Raw genomic sequence first — 23,891 nt, forward strand, 5'->3', positions numbered from 1 at the left:
TCGCCGGGGGACGATGAGATAACCAAGAGATCGTGGATAAACCGTCGACACATCCGAGGCCGAGAATCTGGACGAAAGGCGCGAACGGCATGCCCCATCTCCCCCTCACGATGAGCAAGGGCTGTCCTGATTCACTCACCCGTGACTCCAGATGCTTGCCGTGCGTTGGATGCCGCCCGGTACCTGATCAGGCGCGAGCGGACCGCCAATTTGCGGTTTTCCTTGTCTTTCAAGAAAGCCAGCATTCTGCTGCAGGTCTCCCATGCCGCCACCCAGAAGTACATGGGGAGCCGTTTCCTGAACTCCCTGTCGACCCCCTCCCGCATGCTGAGGCCGGTCATATCGTTGTAGCGCGCGACGACGATATCCATGTACTGGGTTACTAGGGCTGGATTGGAGAAGCACCGGATGTTGAAGTCCCAGTCGGCCCACACCGGGTAGCGCAGGTTGTACGGGCCGATCCCGGCGAAGAGCTTGCGGCGGTAAAAGATCGATTGGTGGCAAAGGTTCGTTTCGAACAGCAGGCGGTCGAGGTCGAAGGCGCCGGCGTGGCGAGTCTCGGTTGAGCGCATGATGACGTCGCCATACACGAGGTCACTGGTTTCATGGTCGCGAATGAAGGTTGCCACGCGGGCCAAGGTGTCCGATTCGTAAAGAGTGTCGTCGGCCCCAAGGAACAGTAGCCACGCTCCCGTCGCGATCTCGACGCCGCGGTTCATGGCATCGTAGGGGCCTTCGTCGGGGCCACTGTGAACGACTAGGCGGGCGCCGAGCGTGGTACCGAAGCCCCGCGCGATCTCGAGGGTTTCGTCCGTCGACCCGCCGTCGACGATAACCACTTCGAATTCGTCGTAGGTCTGGTGGACGATACTTTCCAGGCAGGCTCGGATTGTCGCCGCTGCATTGAAGGTGGGCACGATGATCGAAAACAGTGGCGCGGTCATGGCCCCTGTCACGTTAGCAGCGGACCGCCCGGTGTTCGTCTTCTTCGAACGATCTCCGTCCAGGGGTTGCTCGCTGGGTCACGCCTGCCGTTTCGTCACGGGGTGACGGCCGCACGCGCAGTCAATCGTCGCCGCGGAAGAAAATGCCGTCGGCCTGGAGCATCCGCCCATTGCGCGGATCGGTGAATCCCGGCAGCAGGCCCGTGAGTACGAAACCCATCGAATACACACGTTCGAGCGATTCATGAATGAGCATGTCGCCCTGGTACAACGGCAGGAAGGACAGTTCGAGCTGCATGCCGACGCAGCGGTCGTTCACCGTTTCTTTTGCGCCCGCGAGCACCTCTTTCTCGAATCCCTGGACATCGATCTTGAGAAACATCACGTCGTCGGGTTTCAGAAATTCAGGGGCCAGGGAGTCCAGCCTATGTATGGGCACTTCTTCTGTGCCGACATAATTCGCAGGCGGGAAGGCATCCTGATGACTCTTCAGCATCGGCAAGACGGAACTGCTTGCGCCGGCGTTCCCTGCGACGTTGATCGTTATTGTCTGTTCGGCGTCACCCAACGCGCATTGCCGGCAATCCCACAATGGATCGCTGGCAGCTTTGCGTTGCAACTGAGAAAACGCTTCAGACAGAGGTTCGAACGAGACAATGCGGCCCTTGTATCCCGCACGCCGCAACGACGCGCCGAATTGCCCCGAGTTCGCCCCGACGTCAATAACGACATTTACCTTCAAGGCTTCGAGTTGATTGATTAGCAGGCGTTTGCGATCGAAGTGACGCAGCGTCTCCATACTGACGTTGCGAGCGATCAAGCGAACATTGCGAAAGAATTCCACCGCGCCACATTAGCACGCGAATATGCGCGGAGGAGAACCTTGGCGATGCTGAATCTGCCCGGCTGCCCGGCCGTTCGACCCACCGGCCGGACGGGCCACCACCATGGCAACGGTCAACGCACGTCGGCGCCGGGATGTGCCGGCCTCATCCACGCGGACCGATTCGTTTAAGGCGCGGGATGCCGCCCGTTCACTGCCTCACCGCATCCGCGTTCGCTCGGTACCAGGACACAGTTGCTTCAATACCGCTCTGCAGCGTAATGCTGGGCAGCCACCCCAAATCCTGCAACAATGAGACGTCGAGCAGCTTGCGCGGCGTCCCATCCGGTTTCGTTGCGTCCCAGCGAGTTTCGCCCGTATACCCCACCGCCGCGGCGACCATCTCGGCTATCTCATTGATGGAATGGTCGATGCCGGTACCCACGTTGACGTGGCTGGGACCATCAAAGTGTTCCAAGAGGTAGAGACACGCGCTTGCCAGATCGTCGACATGCAGGAGCTCACGCCGCGGTGTACCTGTCCCCCAGTTGGTCACCTCGGGCGTGCCACTGGCTTTGGCCTCTTCATACCTGCGAATGAGCGCCGGGAGCAGGTGGGAGCCCGAGGGAGAGAAGTTGTCACCCGGCCCATAAAGGTTTGTTGGCATCGCCGAAATCCATGCCAGGCCGTATTGGCGCCTGACCGCCTGGACCTGGAGAATGCCGGCTATCTTCGCAATTGCGTACGCGTCATTTGTGGGCTCCAGAGGGCCGGTCAACAACGCATTTTCGGGAATAGGTTGCGGAGCGTACTTCGGATAGATGCAAGAGGACCCGAGAAATAGCAGCCGCGGCACCCGTGCGGCGACGGCGGCGTCGAGCATATTGACCTGAATCTGCAGGTTTTCGGATAGAAAATCGGCCGGATAGCTGTTATTGGCCATGATGCCGCCCACCCGGGCCGCGGCATCGACAATGACCTGCGGCCTCGACTCCAGAACGAAATCGAAGGTTGCGGAGCGATCCTTGAGGTCAAGTTCGGAGTGTGACCGCGTGAGGAGGTTCGTGAATCCCTCGGCTTGAAACCTTCGCACCAAGGCAGACCCGACCAGTCCGCGGTGACCCGCGATATATACCGGCGCTGCGCGGTCAAGCATCCCGATCGTTGTGTTCATCGCCCCATCAGCTCCAGCCGGGCAGGGTTGGCTTGTCGATCCACGGCCTGCCGTCGCACTCCAACGCGGCCATGTCCGCGTCGACCATGATCCGCGCCAGTTCGCCGGTGTGCACCGAGGCCTTCCACCCGAGTGACTGAGCGGCCTTGGTCGCGTCGCCTATCAGCGAATCCACTTCAGTGGGCCGTAGGTAGCGGTCGTCGAACTTCACATACTTCTGCCAGTCGAGTCCGACATGATCGAATGCGGTCTGCGCGAACTCGCGCACGGTGTAGCCGCGCCCCGTCGCAAGGACGAAGTCTTCGGGCTCGGGTGCCTGCAGCATCCGCCACATCCCTTCGACGTATTCTGGCGCGTATCCCCAGTCGCGCACCGCGTCGAGATTGCCGAGGTAGAGGTCCGACTGGACTCCGGCCTTGATACGCGCAACAGCCCTTGTGATCTTTCGAGTCACGAAAGTCTCACCACGCCTTGGCGATTCGTGATTGAACAGGATGCCGTTCACCGCGAATAAGCCGTACGCCTCTCGATAGTTCCGCGTCGCCCAATAGGAGTAAACCTTCGCCGCCCCATACGGAGACCGCGGATAGAATGGCGTCTGCTCGTTCTGCGGTGGTGGCGATGCGCCAAACATCTCCGACGAAGACGCTTGGTAAAACCGGCAATTCACGCGCGAAAGGCGGACGGCTTCAAGCAGTCGGATCGAGCCCATACCGGTGGTGTCGCCGGTGTGTACCGGCTCGTCAAAGCTGACGCGCACATGTGACTGCGCCGCAAGGTTATACACCTCATCGGGGTCAATGGTGCTGAGCAGGGTGACCAGGCGGGTGCCGTCGGTCAGGTCGCCGTAGTGCAGGAACAGCCGTGCGTCCGGTTGGTGTGGATCCACGTAGAGGTGATCGATCCGCGAAGTGTTGAACGTCGACGCTCGACGGATGAGCCCATGAACCTCGTACCCTTTACTCAGGAGGAGTTCGGTCAGATACGAGCCGTCCTGTCCAGTGATTCCTGTTATGACTGCTCGCTTCATTCACTTTCCGTTCCCGTCAATGCCTGCTCGTCACCGCGTGTCCTGCTCCCACTTATCGCGGCCGTTCTCACTCCTAGTAGTGCTCGTAAGGCTGCAAAGGATGGGTTGGCTGCGGACTCATGTGGCATGCACTTGGCGGCCGCCAAGACCGCGTGTCCGCCGGGTATCAAAGTACATCACCTGCTCGCCGTGCGAAGCGATCTCGCGGAGGCCGCTTACGACTGCTCAAACCGCGACTGCGGCCGCCGACCCCCGCTACCTGACGTCGAGCTGCTACCGGACAATGACGCGCCCGAACGCAGGCATGCCCTCGTCCTATGCGACGTTCGTCTCGCTCTGCGGCGCGGCGTCGCGTGTTGACTTCCCCTTGGCCAGCTTCGCTTTCGCGAATTTCAGTGCGTTGAAAGCGGCAAGATCTGCTCTAACCAAATATTCCTTCACGCATAGGTAAGCCCAAGATCCCCGGCGACCCCCCATGGGGTAGTAGCCATACATGTCCCACAGCCGGCGAATATTTTTGTGATGCTCACGAATAGGCTGTGTGGAACCGGGTCCTGTGACGTCAAAATTACACACCACGCGGTCAATCGTAATTGGAGGTTGCAGCATCGCGGCTCGATAAATAAACAATTGGTCAGCCTCGAGGCCAAATTCCAGGTCGTAACCGCCCAATTTCTCTACGAGCGATGCTCCAAAAAAAGTTGCTTGATGCGCAACCGTCGCGCCAAGGAGAAATTTTCGCGTGTCAAATGGCATGTAACCGTACGGGCGAGGGAAAAGGACCTCGCCATCAGGACCTACCAGGTTGTTCTTCCCATAGCCCCAGACGTCGCGAACTGCTCCGTGGTCGGAGATCGCCTCGACGACAGCTGCCACCGCATCTTGATCGGAAAAACAATCCGTGGAATGCATGAACCACAACAAATCACCGGATGCGTGAGCAATCCCCTGATTCATCGCGTCGTATCGTCCACTGTCAGGCTGGGACTGCCAGTATGCGAAGCCAGGCTGACATCCGGACAGGTAGGCCACGACGGCCTCTCCCGATCCGCCATCGATGATGATGTGCTCGATTTTTCCCTGATAACGCTGGGCGCGCACGCTCTCGACCGTGCGCTTTAGCCCGTCGAGATCGTTGAATGTAATAGTTATCACCGAAACGGTCGGAGCCGATGTCACGGATATCTCCCTTCCGCTTGATTGATCGCTCGCGTTGATGTCGGGTCATCGTCGCACGGAACCTGCAGTCAACCAAAGCTACGACGGCCCACTGTCACTCCTGGCGAGTTCCGCAAATGTATCGCGGCTGGGGACGCGGTACGCGCCCATCAGCCTACATAGGTGTTTTGCTAGCGGCCGCGAACGACTCCATGGGAATCGCGCGTGCGACGCGCGCGCTTCCGGCAATATAGGCGGCGACCGGTCGGGACACGAGGGGATGATCTTGAAGATTTCGGTGATCGGATCGGGCTACGTCGGCCTCGTCACGGGCGCCTGCCTTGCGGACAGCGGCAACGACGTCGTCTGCGTCGATATCGACCAGGCCAAGATAGACCTACTGCTCGCAGGCGGGATTCCGATCTTCGAACCTGGACTGGCGGAACTGATCGCTCGGGCCCGGGAGAACGGCCTCATCGACTTCACCAGCGACCGCCGGCGCGGGATCGAACATGCCGACGTCATATTCATCGCCGTTCCGACGCCGATGGGCGAAAACGGCGCGGCCGACCTCACCCATGTCTATGCGGTAGCCGACGATATCGGGACGTATATGGACCGCTACAAGGTCATCGTCGACAAGTCCACCGTGCCGATTGGCACCGCCGAGGAAGTTCGAGCGATTATCGAAGAGAAGACCAGGCACGACTTCGATGTCGTCTCCAATCCCGAATTCCTGAAGCAAGGCAAGGCGATCACGGACTTCATGCAGCCCGACCGCGTCGTCATCGGAAGCGATTCGAAACGCGCCCTCAAGATCATGGAAGAGCTATACGAGCCATTCCTGCGCACCTTCCATCCGCTGATCGCCACCGACATCAGGAGTGCCGAGATGGCGAAGTACGCAGCTAACTGCTTTCTAGCCGCCAAGATCTCCTTCATCAACGAGATGTCAAACTTGTGCGAGAAGGCCGGCGCGGATATCTCGGCGGTGCGCGAGGCGATCGGTGCCGATAGCCGGATTGGCTACGAATTCCTATTTCCTGGGATCGGCTATGGCGGCTCCTGCCTACCGAAAGATGTTCGGGCCCTGCTGCATACGGCCGATCGCTTCGGTTCGCCCATGCACCTCCTGCACGCGGTCGAACATGTCAACAACGAGCAAAAGGCGACTCTCGTGTCCAAGATCATCAGCCGATTCCGTGGCGAGTCTCCCGAGAAGGGCCTACAGGGGCTGCGCATTGGGCTCTGGGGATTGAGCTTCAAGCCCCAAACTGACGACGTTCGCGCCGCCCCCTCGCTGGTCATCGCGAAGAAGCTGGTCGAGTCTGGCGCAACGGTGCGGGCCTTCGATCCTGAAGCAACCGAGCAGGCGAAAAAAGTGCTCGGCGATTCGATCGAATATGCCGGAAATATGTACGAGGCCGTCGAAGGCGCGGATGCGCTGCTGCTCATCACGGAGTGGAAGCAGTTCCAGCGACCGTCGTGGCAGCGTGTGAAATCGGCGATGCGCGGCAACGTCGTTTTCGACGGCCGCAACGTCTATGACCCTGATTACCTAAAAGCGGAGGGGTTCGAGTACTACGGCATGGGCCGGAACTAGGCAGACGACGCCGACCGTAGCTCACCCGGCGAGTCGAACCCCACTGACGACGATTCGCCTCGATGGTTGCTAAACCAGTTTCGCAGCGTCAGCACATATTTCAGCCACAACACCCGCCGAGATCGGATTATCGAGATTCCGCCTCCCGAGGCCGTAAGATTGGGCCCGTGACGACAACGCCACCGATCATCTTCCTCGTCTTCAACCGCCCGGATACCGCCCGACAGGCCTTCGAGGCCATCCGGGCCGCGAAGCCAGAGAAGCTCCTGGTGATCGCGGACGGCGCCCGCCCGAATAAGCCTGGGGAGGCGGAGAAGTGCGCGGCAACGCGCGCGATCATCGACGAAGTCGATTGGGACTGCGAGGTTCACAGGAACTTCGCGGACAACAATATGGGCATCTGCCATCGCATCTCCTCGGGCATAACCTGGGCCTTCGAATTCGTCGACAGGGCGATAATCCTCGAGGACGACTGCATTCCAGACCCGTCCTTTTTTCCCTATTGCGCCGAACTCCTCAACCGCTATGAGGACGATGACCGGGTCATGATGATCTCGGGGAACAACCACCTATTTGGCCATGCCGAGACCAAAGAGAGCTATTACTTCTCGCGATATCCGCACTACTGGGGATGGGCCACGTGGAGACGCGCATGGGAGAAGTACGACCTCAACATGACCCAATGGCCCGAGATCAGGGATCGCAAGCTCTTCGACCAATACTTCGCGAAGAGGAGCGAACGTTACTATTGGGAAGCCATCTTCCATCTCGTTTACGGCGGTAAAGTCGACACCTGGGCCTGGCGCTGGGTCTACAGCATCTGGGCGAACTCGGGCCTTTGTGCTACTCCGGCACGCAACCTGGTCCACAACATCGGGTTTCAGGCCGATGCCACACACACGCACACGAAGTGGGATCAGGTCTACTCATTGCTGGTCGCCGAGGAAATGAGCCTGCCACTTACCCACCCGGTGACCGTCTTGGCCAGCTCTGACAAAGATCAGCTGGAGGCAAGACTCAGGGTTGCTTACCATTCGACGGGCCTGCTGTACGTCTGGAATCAATTCCAGCTCTTCAAGACGTTGGTTCGGCGGACGATTCGGTATACCAAGAGCCGCTTGGCAGCTCGTCATAGCGGCAGCGATTCCCCACACCTAGTGGATTTGCCGGTTCAGTGAACTCGCGCATCTCGCTTGAGCCTTGACGAAGTGCTATCGGCGGCCGGTAGAAAGCTTGACCCCAGTGCCTGCACCGTCTCTGCGGCTAGCGGGCGTTCTTACGAACCCGGTCGGCCGACACGACGAAAGGCCAGCACCTTCAGCGAAACGCCCATCGACAACGGACACGCCAGGGACAATGACCGACACCCCGCAAGTCGCTGATGCACTGCAACACGGCGAGGATTCGCGATGAGATTTGCCCTGGCCAGTTATGGAACTCGCGGCGACGTCGAGCCTTCCGTCGCTGTCGGGCGGGAACTGTTGCGCAGGGGCCATGAGATTCAGATGGCCGTGCCACCCGAGCTCGTAAGCTTCGCCGAGTCGGCCGGCCTAGCGGCGGCGCCGTATGGGCCGCAGGTGCAGGACTTTCTGAACGAGGAGTTTCTTCGCAACATGTGGAGGGACTTTTTTCGCAGCGCCTGGACAATCCGCGGCCCGGTCAGGGTAGTTCGCAGGGTGTGGGAGCCGATCATCCGCTACTGGAGCGACGTGAGCAGGACGCTCACCTCGGTAGCCGATGGAGCGGACCTGCTGACCACTGGCCTGAACTTTGAGCAAGCCGCCGCCAACGTCGCGGAGCATTACGACATTCCGCTGGCCACGCTGCATCATTTTCCGATGCGAGCCAACGGCGAGCTCGTTCCGAGCGTCCCCGCGCCGGTGGTTCGCTCGACGATGACGGCGGTCGAATGGTTGTTCTGGCGCTCGACGAAGAAGACGGAGAACGCACAGCGCAGCGAACTGGAGCTGCCAAAAGCCAGGCGTCGCTCGTCCCGCCGGATCAGCCAACGCGGTTCCCTGGAGATCCAGGCTTACGACGAGGTCTGCTTTCCCGGTCTGGCGGCCGAGTGGGCGAAATGGGGTGATAGACGGCCCTTTGTCGGTGCATTGACGCTGGAGCTGACGACCGATGCCGATGAGGATGTGGCCTCGTGGATCGCCGCGGGTCCGCCGCCAATCTGCTTCGGATCGGGCAGCATAGCGGTCGAGTCTGCGACCGAGACGGTCGAAATGATCGCGAAGGCGTGCGCACAGCTCGGCGAACGGGCTTTAATCTGTTTCGGCGGAACCGATTTCAGCGATGCCCCTCAGTTCGACCACGTCAAGGTGGTGGGGGTGGTCAACTACGCGTCGGTCTTCCCCGCCTGTCGCGCCGTCGTCCACCACGGCGGCTCGGGAACCACGGCGGCAAGCATGCGCGCCGGCGTCCCGACGTTGATCTTGTGGAGCTCGGCCGACCAGCCGTACTGGGGAAACCAGGTGAAACAACTCAAAGTGGGTACTGCCCGCCAATTTTCACTGACCACCCAGGAGTCGCTGGTTGCAGACTTACGCCAGATCCTTGCCCCGGATTACGCGATCCGGGCCCGCGAGCTTGCCGCCCGGATGACCGCACCCGCCCTCAGTATCGCCAAAGCCGCCGACCTCCTGGAAGGTGCCGCTCGCCGGGAGGTCAAGAGATCCGGCGTCTAAATACGCCGGGTGTGGCGCGGGCACTTTTCGTCAGGGTTGCCGTCAGCCTCCGCCAACCCCTTGACTTCTGATGTATTCATTTGCGACCTCAGCTGATTGCGCATTCGGTCGGCTAACCGCAATTTGCATCCATTACGCGAGCCATCAGACAGTTCCAATAAATGTGACCGCCGGCGCCTTTTCGGCAGGCTCATTTCTTGCAGGGATGGCCGACGATGCAGGTAGCCGCTCACCGTGGCTTCGCCGAGCTGCGGCAGCCCGCAATGACCATTCGGGCGGAGCCGGACCTGCGCAGACGCATCGGACCTGCTGGCCAGCCGCTGGAAGCCTACACCACTCCGCCGAATTAATGTTCGAGAAACTCAGGAGCCTATTGACGGCGTCCGTTCCGGTCTATGCTCATCACACGGTGGTCGCGATGTGAGATAGATGTGAGATAGGGGGCAGTATTGTCCGAGCGCAGTTGCCGGGTGTGCGGCGGTGATCTTCGGCAGGTCCTTGACCTCGGACGTCAGCCTGTCTCAAATGCCTTCGTCAAGGCCGAAGAGAGCGCCAAAGTGCCGTTTTTCCAACTGGCGGTCGGACTCTGCACGTCTTGCACAATGGTGCAACAGCTCGACGAGGTGCCACCGAACGAAATGTATCGCGCCGACTATCCGTATCGCGCGTCCGGATCCGCGCTCATCCGGAGACACGGCGAGGAAGTGGCGCGGCACATCATGCGAGCCTGTCCCGGTGGTGGGGACAGGTTTGTCGTTGAGATCGGCAGCAATGACGGGGTGATGCTGAAAACCCTGAGCGAAGCCGGAATACGGCACTTGGGTGTGGATCCGGCAGCCGGGGCGGGTGAGGTGGCTCGGGCTCAGGGCATCAACGTGCGCACCGATTTCTTCAACGCCCCAACGGCCGGAGAAATACGCGAAGAGCACGGACCCGCCCACCTGATCTATTCGGCGAACACGATCAGCCACATCTCCTACCTGGACTCGATCTTCCAGGGTGCCGACACCCTCCTGTCCCCCGACGGCCTGTTCGTCTTCGAGGATCGGTATCTGGGCGACATCCTCAAGCAGGTCTACTTCGACCAGATCTACGACGAGCACATTTATCTGTTCTCGGTCCGCTCGGTGCAGGCGACCGCCGCCCGGTTCGGCTTCGAACTCGTCGACGTCGAACACCTCCCGCTGCACGGTGGTTCGATCCGTTACACGGTGGCTCGGCCGGGTACTTCGGAGCCGACCGCGACCGTCGCCGAGTTCCTGGCGCGGGAAAAAGCCGAGGGGATTGCCGAGGAAGAGACCTTCGTTCGGTTCGCCGCCAACATCGATCGCATCCGCGCGGACCTCGTCAAACTGCTGCGCGACTTGCGTTCCGACGGCCGACGTGTCGTCGGATACGGGGCCACTTCACGGAGCGCGACGGTGATGAACTACTGCCACATCGGCCCGGATCTTCTTCCGATGGTGTGTGATTCGACCCCCGAGAAGCAGGGGCGTCTCACGCCCGGCTCCCAGATTCCGGTGTGCCCGCCGGAGGTCTTCTCCCACCCCTATCCCGACTACGCACTGCTGTTTGCATGGAACCACGCCGACGAGATCATGGCTAAAGAACGTGCCTTCCAGGAGCACGGTGGACGCTGGATTCTCTACGCGCCGGACGTTCACCTGGTCTGACGCATCCCGCCGTCAGGGTTTAGGAGCTATCTCCTTCAACTCGGCTGACGGTGGATCGTTCACCGATATGATCAGCCGCGGGCCGCACCCGCAAAGGCGTCTCAGTTAATTTTTCTGCGCTCGAACGGGAGGGATCGGCTCTTGTCAACATCCGTGCTCATCACTGGTGGAGCAGGATTCATCGGGTCCAGGCTGTCACGCCGACTCATCGAAGCAGGGCACGACGTCGCCGTCATGGATGTGCTGCTGCCGCAGGTCCATGGTCAGCGTCCAGTGGTCGACCTGCCGCCGTCGGTACGATTCTTCACCGGTGACGTCACCCACGCCCCCGACTGGGATGCCGTGCTTCGGCTGTTCCGCCCTACCCAGGTCGTCCATCTGGCCGCCGAGACCGGAACAGCGCAGTCACTGTCGGAGGCGACGCGGCATGGCGCCGTGAACGTGGTGGGCACCACCCAGCTCCTTGACGCCCTGACGCGCGCGGGCATCGTTCCGGAGCAGCTTGTGGTGGCGTCGTCGAGGGCCGTCTACGGCGAGGGCGCTTGGCGCGCTGGAACACACGTGTTCTATCCGGGACCCCGCAGCCACGCGCAGCTGGCCGCGGGTAACTGGGATCCGGTAGGGCCCAACGGCGAAAGCGCCGTGCCCCTTCCCAGCCGCGCGGGGCGCACGGAGCCCCGCCCCACCAACGTCTACGGCGCGACGAAGCTTGCCCAGGAACACTTGCTGGCCGCGTGGACGGCCGCGCACGACACCAACCTCAGTGTGCTGCGGCTGCAGAACGCTTACGGGCCCGGTCAGTCGCTTACCAATCCGTACACCGGAGTGGTCCCATTCTTCGCCCGTCTGTCGCGCCAACAGCAGCCCTCCGAGGTCTACGAGGATGGGCGGATCCTCCGCGATCTCGTCTACATCGACGACGTCATCGATGCGGTGTTCGGGGCGGTGCAGCAACCGACCGACGGGTCACGATGCCTCGACATCGGGTCAGGCGTCGCGACCAGCATTCACGAACTTGCCCAGAAGATCGCCGCCGTTTTCGACGCGCCGGAACCGGTCGTCGTACCGAAATTTCGTGACGGTGACATCCGCGCCGCCAGCTGCGATATCGAGCCGGCAAAGAAGGACCTCAACTGGCAACCCACGTGGGCGCTCGACGAGGGCCTCCATGCGCTACTGCAATGGATTGACGAGCAGAGCGACATGCCTCCCGCGCAAAGCAATCTCGCGGGCGCATCCGGTCGTCCGTCGGAACGCGCCGGCCGCCAATAACAGCGGCTGCCACCGCGAGCAACCCGGTACGCGACGCAGGCTGCCACCAGTGCGTGCGTCTGCCTCGGTATCAGCACCGGCCCGAGAACGTGGATAATCTTGCCCTGGCAACCTGGTTCTAGAAAAATTCAAACGCGCACTGAGGCGTCGATTGGGCGTCTAGGCTCACCACCGGCAGTACTGGCATCCGAGACACAGGGGGACGGTTTTGACCGTGACCGAAAGCGACGTCCGATCTCTCTATCTGGACCAGATCCGACGCGATCTGACCAGGTACGGCATGGACCAGCTCGTGCCCGTGGGGTGGCCGCTGCAAATGCGCGCCAGCGTCGGGTGGTTGACGTGGCTTCCCTTTCTCAAGAACCGCAACTTGATGCTGGTCCGCAAACGTCCGTTCGACAAGCACGCACGCGACTTCGGCATGGACTGGCCGGCCGACGCGGAAACGATGATCGGCATGCAGCGGCTCACAAGTCTGCAGCACTGCGTCGAGACGGTGCTTAACGAAGACATTCCGGGTGATCTGGTCGAATGCGGCGTCTGGCGCGGCGGGGCCTCCATCTTGATGCGCGCGGTCCTGGCCGCGTACGGCGACAAGACCCGGAACGTGTGGCTGGCCGATTCGTTCGAGGGCGTCCCACCCCCGGACACCGTGAACTACAAAGAGGACAAGCTGCCCCGGTTTACGCTGGGTTTGCACCACGCTGCGCCAGTCCTGGCGGTCTCGCAAGAAGAGGTCAAAGCGAACTTCGAGCGCTACGGGCTGCTGGACGACCAAGTCCGCTTCCTTCCGGGCTGGTTCAAGGACACGCTGCACAACGCCCCGATTGACCAGATCGCGGTGTTGAGGCTCGACGGCGATCTCTACGAGTCGACAATCCAAGCGCTCGACGGGCTGTACCCGAAATTGTCACCGGGGGGCTTCTGCATCATCGACGACTACAATCTCGAGGGATGCCGCAAGGCCGTCGCCGACTACCGCGCCAAGCACAACATATCCGCGGAGATCGTCACGATCGACCAATGCGGAGTCCTGTGGCGAAAGTAGTGACGGCCCGCACGACGTCTCTGACAGGCGGCGCCTTGGCTATCATCGGCGCCGGTATTCCGCGGTAGATGTGACTTCGGCGCGAGTTCCTCTCACTCGATCCCCACGCCATTACTCCCGACTCGAAGGCTAGAACCTTAGATGAAGTTTGTGCTGGCAAGTTATGGGACGAGAGGCGATATCGAGCCCTCCCTCGTCGTCGGCCGTGAATTGATGCGCCGGGGGCACGAGGTGCACATGGCGGTCCCGCCCGATCTGGTGGGCTTCACCGAAGCGGCGGGCCTCCCCACGGCCGCCTTCGGCCTGAACACGCAGACCTGGCTCGACGTGTACCGCAACTTCTGGACGTCTTTCTTCGGAGGCTTCTGGAAGCTTCGGGAGATGAGGGAGCTGTGGCGCGAGATGTGGGACCTCAGCGACCAGTGCTGGACCCAGATGAGCACGACGCTGACATCGCTGGCCGACGGGGCAGACCTGCTGCTCACGGGCCAGAGTTATCAGGAGGCCGTCGTCAACGTCGCGGAGTACTTGAACGTTCCGTTGGCCACGTTGCACCACGTTCCAGTGCGAGCCAACGGCCAGCTCGTTCCGCTGCCCGCTCCGCTGGCGCGCGCGTCGATGACCGCATTCGACTGGTTCGGTTGGCGCCTCAACAAGAAGGTCGAGGACGCGCAGCGCCGTGAACTAGGGCTGCCGAAGATCAGGGGCGCGTCGGCGCGGCGCATCGCCGAAAGCGGATCACTCGAGATACAGGCCTACGACGAGGTTTGCTTCCCCGGGCTAGCGGCCGAATGGCGGAAGTGGGACGGTCAGCGGCCCTTCGTCGGTGCACTGACGATGGCGATGTCCACCGAGGCCGACACCGACGTCGCGTCGTGGATCGCCGCGGGAACCCCGCCGATTTGCTTCGGCTTCGGCAGTATGCCGGTGGAATCGCCGGCCGACGCGATCGACATGATCAGCGCCGCCTGCGCCGAGCTGGGCGAGCGCGCGCTGATCTGCGCCGGTTGGAGCGACTTCAGTGACGTTTCCCACGGCGACCACGTCAAGGTGGTGGGCGGCGTGAATTATGCGGCCGTCTTTCCCGCCTGCCGGGCAGTCGTCCACCACGGCGGTTCGGGCACCACAGCCGCTAGCATGCGCGCCGGGGTCCCCACCCTGATCCTCTCGATGGATGTGAATCAGACACTGTGGGGCGCCCGGGTCAAGCGATTGAAGGTGGGTACCACCCGCCGCTTCTCGAAGACCACCCGCCAATCCTTGGTCAAGGACCTGCGCCGAATCCTCGACCCGAAATATGCGGCCCGCGCCCGCGAGCTGGCCACCCGGATGACGACACCCGCTGAAAGCGTCGAGAAGGCCGCCGATTTGGTGGAGAGCTTCGCCCGGTCAAGGCAATCAGCTTGACGGCGGTGCGCGTGACCACCGTTTTGCCAGGTGCCCGAGATGGCGCCTGGCCCCGGCGGGGTCTGGTGGGCCGAGCCAAACCGCCCCGCCCCGTGAGCGGCGGCTGTTAGTATCCAACAACCGTGCTCTACGAGCTCGCCGAACCTTCCGGGGGGTTAGCTGCTCGTCTTGAGCCCTGAGACAAGACCGCATCGGCCTTCCAGCAACAAGACCAAGGGAAACATGACCAGCCAAACGACCGAACCGAAGTTTCGTTGGACCGCCCGAACCCTCACATTTCTATTTTTCTGGTGGATCGGGGGAACGCGTCCGGGTGTGGTCTGGCACTATCTGACGGACATCATTCACTACCGCCTGGTAAAGCTGGGCGTTCTATCCGGCACGGCCAAACACCTGGCCGAGGTTCGCGCGGCATTCGAAGAGCAGGCGGCGAAGGGTCAATTCCAAGAGCGGTGGTTCGACATGAACATCGTGCCTTGGTCCGTCACCTTTCCGAAAGTCTTCAAGCGCGCTGACCCGATACGCATTCTCGAAATCGGATCTTGGGAGGGGCGTTCGACGCTCTTTTTCCTGACGTACTTCACACAAGGGCACATGACCGCTGTTGACCACTGGGCGGGCAGCGACGAATGGCACTACCACGCCACGTCGGACTTGCGAGACCTCGAGGCGCGCTTCGATCACAACGTGTCCTCGGCCCCGGGTCGGGTAACAAAGCGGAAGGGCTCATCGCTGTCCGTCTTGCCCCAGCTCATCGATGAAAAGCAGGAGTTCGATCTGATTTATGTCGATGGGTCGCACTTCGCCGATGACGCAATAGTGGATTCACTCAACTCGTGGCGCCTGTTGAAGCAGGGCGGAATGATGATTTTCGACGATGTCATGTGGCCGGCCTACCCGCGGCCACGGGCAAACACCGCGTGGGCGATCCACCAGTTCCTGAAATACCACGCGGGGGAATACAAAGTTCTGCACGCCCAGTATCAGATCATTCTGCAGAAGAAGGCGGCGTTCGATGACGGTCTCGCGGACTGGGTCAACCACCCCGCCGAAGCTGTTGCGGTCACCCAATCGACCCCCAATTCCAACCACCAGCCGGAACAAGCGCATCAACACTCGCTCGGCTAGGTAAGGGGCGCTCGCGCGCCGAATAACACCGGACGTGCCTGCGTTCGATTGACAACGGGTCACCGATGGGTCGGCGCACGTTCTCACCCTCGCGCCTTGTGACCTAAACGAACAAACGGCCCTCAGTCCAAGCCGGGGATGATACTGTCGGGGTCGCCCATACGGGGGCAAAATTTGGGCAATTACGCACTGAGGACTCGATTTTGGCCGACGGCGAGTTAGACGCGCGCGAGGCGGAACGCGTCGAGTGGGACGCGATCATCGTTGGGACCGGCATGGGCGGCGGCACCCTGGGCTACTCGCTCGCCCGCGCGGGCCGAAAGGTGCTATTCGTCGAGAAGGGCCGTTCAACCCTTCCGGGGGCGCCCGAGACGGTCCGCTCATCAATGCCCGAAGTGTCCCATCCGCAGGCTTGCCGCTCCACCGACACCTACTTCGACGTGCTGACCAGGTCCGGACGCTCGACCGACGAGATCGAAGACATCAGTGGGCGCTCTCCCCAACGATTCGTGCCCTTTTTGGGCGCCGGCACGGGTGGCTCGTCGGCCCTCTACGGAATGGTGTGCGAGCGGTTTTTCGCTCAGGATTTCACCCCTCGGCAGCACTTCCGAAACCCCGGCGATTCGACCGTGCCGGACGCCTGGCCGATCGTCTACGACGAGATGCGCCCGTGGTACTCGGCGGCCGAAAGGCTGTTCGGGGTTCGGGGCCAGCCGGATCCGCTGCGACCGGGTGCCGCCGACCCTGATCTGCCTGCGGCGCCGCCCTTTTCGGCCGACAACCAGCCGCTTGTCGAGTACCTGACGAGCCGTGGCTTGCACCCCTACCACCTACCGATGGCCTGTGACTACACCTCGGGTTGCACGACGTGCCAAAGCTATCTGTGCCACCAGTCGTGCAAGAACGACAGCGCACGCAACTGCGTCTTACCGGCGGTCGCCGAGCACGGTGCGAAGCTGCTGCCCGAATGCCGGGTCCTTCGTCTCGACGCGGACCGAAAGCAGGTCCGTCGAGTGATCTGCGAGCATCGCTCCGGCACGGTGTCCCTGAAGGCCAAACTGGTGGTGCTTGCGGCCGGCGCGCTCGTCACGCCGGTGCTGTTGCTCAATTCCCGTTCAGCCGATTGGCCGCGCGGACTGGCCAACGGCTCGGATTGGGTGGGCCGCAACCTGATGCGTCACCTTGTCGACTTGGTGGAGATCTGGCCGCAGCGCGGTTCCAGGACCACAGCCGCAAACAAGGAGATCGGGTTGAACGACTTCTACTTCTGGGAAGGGCAGAAGTACGGCACCGTGCAATCTTTCGGCCCCATGGCACCCATGGAGATTTTGACCAATGCTCCCGGATGGCGGCCGGCGGCACTTCGGCTCATGAAACCGGCGGTGCGCCAAGTCTATGAGCGGTTTTTCAACGGCGGGCTGGTCCTCGCGACGATCATGGAGGACCTCCCGTATCTGGACAACCGTGTCCTACCCGACGATCGGCCGACCGCCGACGGCCGTCAGCGGCTGAAACTTCAGTACCGCCTTCACGAGAGCGAGATCGAGCGCCGCGCAATCTTTTTGGAGCAGTTGAAAGGGGTGCTGGAACCCTTCCGCAAGATCACGTTGCGAGGTGCCGAGGACAACAAAGCCGTGGCGCACGTCTGCGGGACATGCCGCTTCGGCACCGATCCCAAGACCAGCGTGCTGGACCCGTACAACAGGGCGCACGAAGTCGAAAACCTATACGTGGTCGACAGCTCATTCTTTCCCACCAGCGGCGGTTTGAATCCCAGCTTGACCATCGCGGCAAACGCCTTGCGGGTGGGCGAACACCTGAATCAGGCGCACTTCGCCAGCTGAGCTTTTCAATCCGTGTTTCCTGCCACCCCGGCCAGGTGGACCGGTCAGCTCAGGCGGGCTCGCGGAGCGGGAGGCCGGCGGCGCGGTAGATGGCGTCGATGACGCTCATGTTCTCGACGGCGCCTTCCGGTGTCGTCTTGATGGGCTCCCCGCGCAGCGCCGCCGCGGCGAACGCGTCGAGTTGATACGCATAGGAGGGGCGGCGCGAGAAGCGCTCGACTCGTTTGCCGTCCGCTGATTTGACCGAGAGCCGATGGAAAGCTTGCGGCATCACGGGATTGAGAACGCGCACTTCCCCGCGATCGCCAACGACCTTGGCGCTCAACTGGAAAAGATCCCACGACCACATCGAGCAACGGACCCGCCCCTCGATTCCGTTTGGAAAGCGAAGCCGGGCGGTCATGGCACGGTCCACTTTGGAATCACGCAGCTTCGCCTGTGCCGAAACAACTTCGGGCGTCGAACCGCCGAACGTGCGGATTATGTCGACCGCATAGCATCCGGCGTCCATCGTCGCACCACCGGCAAGGGAGTAGTTGTAGCGGATATCGGAAAACTTCGGCAACGGAAAGCAGATGGCCGCCTCCACCCGCTTCAGCTGTCCCAGTTCCCCGGAGGCGATGATCTCTTCAACTCGCAGGGTCAAGGGATGGTAGCGATAGTGAAAGGCCTCCATCACGACTCGGTCTGATTGGGCGGCCTGTCCCGCGACTTCGCGCGCCTCAGCGGCATTGGCGCTGAATGGCTTTTCGCACAGCACATGCTTTCCCGCCGCGATTGCGGCTCGAGTCCACCTGCCGTGCAAACCATTTGGGAGAGGGTTGTAGATGGCGTCCACATCTGGGTCCGCGACGAGCGCCTCATAACTGTCGTGCACTCGAGGAATGCCGTGCTCGGCAGCGAAGGCTTGGGCACGAGATACCTCGCGAGCTGCCACCGCCGCGACCACCACCTCGGCGCTTTCCCGTGCCGGGTTGATAAGCGCGAGCGGAGCGATGCGGGCTGCGCCGAGGACACCGATCCGCAGCCGTGCACCTTCTTCAGACACGACCCGGATGCTAGCACCCTGGTTCTTGCCCCGGAGCGTTAAATGGCGCTGGCCACCGCCTCGTTGCGGGCCGGCACCCAGTCAGGCCTCTGCAAGCCAGTTCAGTGAGCACGGCCGCCGCCGCGTCGCTTGCCCGCCCCGACCGACTCGCCAAGAGCGCTCAAAGCAACAGTGATCAACACCGTCGCGATATACGATGGCGCCGACAACGCGCACCGGGGGACGATGGACGGAGTCACATGAAGCTGGGGGAAGTGTTCAGCCCGCGAAATAATGCGCTGAACGCGTTCCGGCTAGCCCTGGCAACCGAAGTGATGCTGTTCCACTCATGGCCGATCACGGGTCATATGCCTCCCGCCGCTGCCACCAAGCTTATGTTCGCGATAGGTGTCGACGGGTTTTTTGCGATCTCGGGATTTCTCATCTCCCGAAGCTGGCTGAACGACCCGCAACTTCGTGACTACCTGCTGGCTCGAGCTCTGCGAATCCTCCCCGGTTTCTACGTCTGCCTGATCGTCACCGCATACCTGTTCGCACCACTGAGCCTGGCGATCCAGGGCGGTGCGGCGGGGAAGCTGCTGGCCTCGCGCGATCCGATCGATTACGTCGTGCAAAACGCCGCATTGGCCTACCTGCACCCGAATGTCGGCCCGACACCGCACGGAACGCCGGGCGGAGCGAATTGGAACGCCTCGCTGTGGTCCCTCATCTGGGAAGTGATGTGCTACCTGGCGGTTGCAGTTATCGGCGTCGTCGGCCTCGCCAATCGCAGGTGGGTTTCCCCCGCGATGCTCGTACTCGCTGTGATCGGGGCGATGTTGCTACCACCCCTGACCTTTCCGGGAGTATGGACCATCCCGCAGCTCCTCTGCCGTTCCGCAATCATGTTCGCCTCCGGGGCGCTCCTGTACCAATGGCGCGACGTGATCCCCGCTCGCTGGTCGCTCGTCGCCGTCTGCGTCGCCATAGTCCTCGCGTCCAGCCAGCTGCCGGATTATCGAGTGGTGGCCGGCCTTCCGCTGGCGTACGCCGTCGTCGTCTCCGGGGCGCTGCTTAAGAACAAGCGATTGCAACTACGCACTGATCTGTCCTATGGCATGTACATCTATGCGTTCCCGATGCAGCAGCTGCTGGCGGTGTGCGGCCTCACGTGGTTGCATCCGGTCGTGTTTTTCGTTGTCGCGATGGCGGCCACCCTTCCGGTGGCGGCGCTGAGTTGGTTCCTGGTGGAAAAGCGCGCGCTATCGCTCAAATCCCGCTTCAAGCGGCCGAGCACCCCTGCCGCGACCGATCCACCCGCCCAGGTCGAGGTCAGGTCGGACGACGGGAGAGACGCGCCCGGCGGATGACCGCTTCCCGCGCGCGGGCCGTTGACCGGCGCCGGGCCATCCGGGCGATCTTCAGACTAAACGCCTTGCGCTGGCGAACTTTTCGAGCACATCAACAGCTTTCGCAACGCTTTCAGCCGGGTCTGTCATCCGGGCGGCGAGGTCACGGGCCCGCACTGCGTAGTCGGGTTCGAGGATCTGACGCAAGTCGGTGACCAAGGTTTCGGTGGTTGTGGTCGAAAAGCGCCGAGTGGTACCGACTTTCAGCCGCTTGAGCTGGGCACCCCAATGCGGTTGATCACCGGCCGTCCACAGGATCATCGACGGAACGCCGGCACGCAGAGCCGCAGCCGTGGTGCCCGAACCGCCGTGGTGGACGATCGCGCGGCACATCGGGAAGGTTGCTGCGTAATTCACCGCGCTGACGACCTTCACGTGCTCGAAATCCGGCACGTCACTGAAATCGGCCCACCCGGCACAAACCAATGCCCGCTCGCCTAGTTCCGCGCACGCAGCGCCGATCATCTTGACCGTGTCACCCGGGGACGCGGCGACCGGCATGCTGCCGAAACCAAAACAAATCGGCGGTGTTCCCGCCTTGATCCACGACGCCACCTCTTCGTCGGCATCTGTCGTCAACCCCATCGTCAGCGCCCCGACGAAGGGGCGTCGATCACCCCACCGTTGCCATTCCTCGGCCAGGCCCGGGAAGCACGCTTCGTCGTAGGCCTGAATTTCCAGCGCGGCGCGTTCGATTCGACGTGGTGAAGGAGACGTCGCCTTGGGTAGTCCCAGTTCACGGCGCTGCGCGTCCTCCGCGTTCTTGCTCATCCGCCAACACAACCAGTCGTAGACGGTCATCCCGGTACGCACCACGGGCGCGGGCGCAAAGGGGTACAGCTGGCCGTTGGGCCGTATCGGAAAGTAATGCAGCGTCGCAAACGGAATGTCGTAGGCCTCGGCGATGCTTGCGGCGAGTTCTTGGTAAACCAGTCCGCTGAACAGGACATCGGCGCCCGCGGCCAGCGATGCCAGCGTGCGGCTCATTTCTGCCCAGTGCGTGAGGCACGGCTGCCACAGCTCACGCAACAACCTGATCGGCTCTTTGATGGTCCAAAAGCTGCGGCGGAAGTCTGTCCAGAAGTCACGGAGGAAGTCATCAGTCAGGAAGTCATGCATATCCGGCCCGTAGGCCGCCGCCGGAAGCCCCGCCGCCTCGGCGAAGCCCGTGAGATTGCATGGGACGGCCATGAGAACGTCGTGTCCCCTGCGCTGCAGTTCTCGACCCATAGCCACGGTCGGCTCGACATCGCCCCGAGTTCCATAGCTTGCCAGCACAAATTTCACGACAGATCGTAGCCTTTCAGTTCTGTTGGGCTAGGTGATGTCTGGGGCATCGGTTATTGTCTCCGGTTCCTCGACTAGGCGGCAACTTCTGCGGCAATGACGCGATTCTCAAACGTCAAGGCAGTCGTCGAATCGGGTGCGGGGAGGACACTCCGTTGGTCTTCGTTTACGTGGCGCATGGGAAACCTGTCTGGCTCAACGAGATCACCGGACCACTCGTAATGCCTGAAGCACCGCGCTTACAACCGATCCAACACTCGAATTATTGATTTGTGGGATTCACCGGCGAGCCCGAATTCGACGATCAAGTCATGTGCAGTATCATCCCGCGGACCAAAGGTGAACCCCCCTCTGCCGCATGTCAGTACCACCGGGAGTGAGTCTAGACGGCTGTCGTTGCACTCACCCCCTTTTTGCATCACTCGAGCCAGATCGTTGCGACCGTTGGTCATACACGAACGTCGCCGGCTCTTCGGCCGGGGCCGACCGACCCCCCTTGGCGGCTACTACCCGGCGTGTCGGGGCCACCAAACGCTGAAGTGTGAAGTTTCTGTGATGCGCCTCACTTTCCGAAAACACGGGTAGCTTTCGCTGACGTATCGCTGCGGCGGCGTCCGGTGTTACAGCCCGAAGTTGTTGTGCCAGCGGAGCAACATGGCTCGGAACCGGTCCGGCCGGTACGCGCGCCTCGGCAAATCGACCGGTCGTCCGGCCGCACCGCAGTACCCTGGAAATGACGGTTACGAAAGTCCGGGCGATGGCGCCGACGCCATGGGCGTGAATGGCCCGGACACCGTCTTCCGCCGCCGCCGGCAAATACGACCGCATCGCCGTCGGTCATTACGCGCCACGGCGCCTGGGGTTCGTTATTACCCCAACGACACCCGGACTTCGCACATCGGCCTGCTCGGAGAGGTTTCTTTTCACGCGACGCCGTCAGCGGGAAATTCAGAAGATTAGGCGACGGACCGATTTACGGCAAACGCGCCGTGAGAAATCGCTATGCCCTTTTCGTCTTGACTCGCTGACCAAATTGATCGCGTGCCTTTTTCCTCAGCCCGCGACGGCTCCCGGCTCGAAGAATGGCGCGCCGTATTCGGTCACCGGCGAGAACCCGCGCTTGCGCGCCTTCTCGGCGGCCTTGCGGATCAGCGCATAGATGCCGACGAACGCGGCGTGGTCGGTCGCCACGAACGGGGTCAGCAGCCGGTTGTGCACCAGCGAGAAGGCCACGCCGCTCGACGGGTCGGTCCAGCCGAGCGAACCGCCCAGCCCGACGTGGCCGAAGCCGGGCATCACGTTGCCGATGGGCAGGCTGTGGTAGCCCAAGTGGAAAGCCAGCGGCATGAACAGGTTTCGGTCCGGACGCAGGCTCCGCCGACCGGTCAGGCCGGCGACCAACTCGCGGGACAGGAACCGGATGCCGTCGACCTCGCCGCCGTTCGCGATGGCGCCGTACATCCGTGCCAGCCCGCGGGCCGTCGCCACCCCGTTGGCCGCGGGGATCTCCGCGTCCAGCAAGGGGGTATCGCCCTGGACCGCGGCGACCATGCCCGGGAAGTACATGGACCGGAAGCCGCCGGACAGCTCGTTGGCGACCTTGCGCGTCACAAAGCTGAGGACCGGGTTCCGCACCAGGTTCTGCGGCGCGATGATCTCGGCCACCCGCGTCGGCGCCCCGGCCGGCGGGCGACCCAGGTACAACCCGTCGGTACCCAGCGGCTCGGCGAGCTCCTCGCGGATCAGGGCTCGCATGCCCTTTCCGGTCACGCCCCGGGCGAGGCCGGACATCAGCCAGCCGAAGGTCAGCGCGTGGTACGCCGACTTGCCCAGCAGCCGCCCCGGCGACGCCGCGGCCAGCCGTTCCTCCATCACGACGTGGTCGAGCAAGTCTTCACTGCTGGCGCCCCGCAGTCCCGACAAGCCGGCGGCGTGCCGCATCACGTCGCGCACGGTGAGGTTGCCCTTGCCGTTGGCGCCGAACTCCGGCCAGTACTCGGCGACGGGGGCCTCGTAGTCGATCAGCCCGCGGTCGGCGAGGCGGTGGATGACGGTGGCGGCCATGCCTTTGGTCGCCGAGAACACCATCGGTGCGCTGTCGGCCGACCACGGCCGGTGGCCGCCGCGATCGGACCAGCCGGTCCACACGTCGACGACGGGTTGACCGTCGAGGTACACGGCCAGCGCGCCGCCGCCGAACCGGCGGGCGGGAAACATCGTGGAAAAGCTGCGAACGACGCATCCGAAGTGTGAGTCCGCCGCGCCGGACACACGGTGACCTGCGTCAAGGTCATCGTGGACAGGGACCGCGCGGCGATCGACTCGGTTTTCCACCGTCACAATGTCAAATTTACTTGGATTTCACACCTTC

General features: G+C 62.3%; 18 protein-coding genes. 10 read left to right on the plus strand and 8 right to left on the minus strand.

Annotated elements, in window-relative coordinates; translation table 11 throughout:
* Positions 1–131: 131 nt before the first annotated feature.
* The 5 genes from A5701_RS13345 to A5701_RS27495 form a co-directional block, all read right to left on the minus strand.
* Complete coding sequence (locus A5701_RS13345; RefSeq protein ID WP_067754106.1) at positions 132–944, minus strand: glycosyltransferase family 2 protein; 813 nt, start codon at positions 942–944, stop codon at positions 132–134.
* 121 nt (positions 945–1,065) lie between these two features.
* On the minus strand, positions 1,066–1,788 hold the full coding sequence (locus A5701_RS13350) for an FkbM family methyltransferase (protein WP_067753938.1): 723 nt from the start codon (positions 1,786–1,788) through the stop codon (positions 1,066–1,068).
* A 190-nt stretch (positions 1,789–1,978) separates the two neighbouring features.
* Positions 1,979–2,941 (minus strand): GDP-L-fucose synthase, encoded by a 963-nt coding sequence (locus A5701_RS13355; protein WP_067753941.1) that lies wholly within the window; start codon positions 2,939–2,941, stop codon positions 1,979–1,981.
* 7 nt (positions 2,942–2,948) lie between these two features.
* The gene (gene gmd / locus A5701_RS13360) at positions 2,949–3,971 is read right to left on the minus strand and encodes a GDP-mannose 4,6-dehydratase (RefSeq protein WP_067753944.1); all 1,023 of its coding nucleotides are present in this window, start codon (positions 3,969–3,971) and stop codon (positions 2,949–2,951) included.
* A gap of 315 nt (positions 3,972–4,286) precedes the next feature.
* Positions 4,287–5,150: a glycosyltransferase family 2 protein gene (locus A5701_RS27495; protein ID WP_082969741.1), complete on the minus strand. Its 864-nt coding sequence runs from the start codon at positions 5,148–5,150 to the stop codon at positions 4,287–4,289.
* Between the two features lie 265 nt (positions 5,151–5,415).
* Between A5701_RS27495 and A5701_RS13365 the strand changes: the two genes are divergently transcribed.
* The 9 genes from A5701_RS13365 (at position 5,416) to A5701_RS13405 (ending at position 17,797) form a co-directional block, all read left to right on the plus strand.
* Positions 5,416–6,732 (plus strand): UDP-glucose/GDP-mannose dehydrogenase family protein, encoded by a 1,317-nt coding sequence (locus tag A5701_RS13365; protein ID WP_067754109.1) that lies wholly within the window; start codon positions 5,416–5,418, stop codon positions 6,730–6,732.
* A gap of 167 nt (positions 6,733–6,899) precedes the next feature.
* The gene (locus A5701_RS13370; RefSeq protein WP_231972821.1) at positions 6,900–7,910 is read left to right on the plus strand and encodes a methyltransferase type 11; all 1,011 of its coding nucleotides are present in this window, start codon (positions 6,900–6,902) and stop codon (positions 7,908–7,910) included.
* Positions 7,911–8,141: 231 nt separating this feature from the next.
* The gene (locus A5701_RS13375) at positions 8,142–9,425 is read left to right on the plus strand and encodes a glycosyltransferase (RefSeq protein WP_067753947.1); all 1,284 of its coding nucleotides are present in this window, start codon (positions 8,142–8,144) and stop codon (positions 9,423–9,425) included.
* A 470-nt stretch (positions 9,426–9,895) separates the two neighbouring features.
* On the plus strand, positions 9,896–11,098 hold the full coding sequence (locus A5701_RS13380; RefSeq protein WP_197504976.1) for a class I SAM-dependent methyltransferase: 1,203 nt from the start codon (positions 9,896–9,898) through the stop codon (positions 11,096–11,098).
* Between the two features lie 153 nt (positions 11,099–11,251).
* Complete coding sequence (locus A5701_RS13385; RefSeq protein ID WP_067753952.1) at positions 11,252–12,370, plus strand: NAD(P)-dependent oxidoreductase; 1,119 nt, start codon at positions 11,252–11,254, stop codon at positions 12,368–12,370.
* Between the two features lie 214 nt (positions 12,371–12,584).
* Positions 12,585–13,418, plus strand: a complete 834-nt coding sequence (locus A5701_RS13390) for a TylF/MycF/NovP-related O-methyltransferase (protein WP_067753955.1) — start codon at positions 12,585–12,587, stop codon at positions 13,416–13,418.
* Between the two features lie 141 nt (positions 13,419–13,559).
* Positions 13,560–14,825 (plus strand): glycosyltransferase, encoded by a 1,266-nt coding sequence (locus A5701_RS13395; protein ID WP_067753958.1) that lies wholly within the window; start codon positions 13,560–13,562, stop codon positions 14,823–14,825.
* A 222-nt stretch (positions 14,826–15,047) separates the two neighbouring features.
* Entirely contained in the window at positions 15,048–15,953 is a 906-nt protein-coding gene (locus tag A5701_RS13400; RefSeq protein WP_067887142.1) for a class I SAM-dependent methyltransferase, read from the plus strand.
* A gap of 203 nt (positions 15,954–16,156) precedes the next feature.
* Complete coding sequence (locus A5701_RS13405) at positions 16,157–17,797, plus strand: GMC oxidoreductase (protein ID WP_067753964.1); 1,641 nt, start codon at positions 16,157–16,159, stop codon at positions 17,795–17,797.
* A 49-nt stretch (positions 17,798–17,846) separates the two neighbouring features.
* Here A5701_RS13405 and A5701_RS13410 read toward each other — a convergent pair whose 3' ends face one another.
* A complete protein-coding gene (locus tag A5701_RS13410; protein WP_369807419.1) occupies positions 17,847–18,854 on the minus strand; it encodes a Gfo/Idh/MocA family protein in 1,008 nt (335 codons plus the stop codon).
* Positions 18,855–19,084: 230 nt separating this feature from the next.
* Here A5701_RS13410 and A5701_RS13415 point away from each other — a divergent pair, with 230 nt between their 5' ends.
* Positions 19,085–20,194 (plus strand): acyltransferase, encoded by a 1,110-nt coding sequence (locus A5701_RS13415; RefSeq protein WP_067753969.1) that lies wholly within the window; start codon positions 19,085–19,087, stop codon positions 20,192–20,194.
* Between the two features lie 51 nt (positions 20,195–20,245).
* Here the strand turns inward: A5701_RS13415 and A5701_RS13420 are convergent, their stop codons facing one another.
* Positions 20,246–21,520: a glycosyltransferase gene (locus tag A5701_RS13420; protein WP_082954747.1), complete on the minus strand. Its 1,275-nt coding sequence runs from the start codon at positions 21,518–21,520 to the stop codon at positions 20,246–20,248.
* Positions 21,521–22,573: 1,053 nt separating this feature from the next.
* Positions 22,574–23,860 carry a serine hydrolase domain-containing protein gene (locus A5701_RS13425; RefSeq protein WP_067753973.1) on the minus strand — a complete coding sequence of 429 codons (1,287 nt, stop codon included), beginning with the start codon at positions 23,858–23,860 and terminating at the stop codon, positions 22,574–22,576.
* Between the last annotated feature and the right edge of the window lie 31 nt (positions 23,861–23,891).

This window comes from Mycobacterium sp. E3305 (genome assembly GCF_001666785.1).
In the GTDB taxonomy this organism is placed as follows: Bacteria; Actinomycetota; Actinomycetes; order Mycobacteriales; family Mycobacteriaceae; genus Mycobacterium.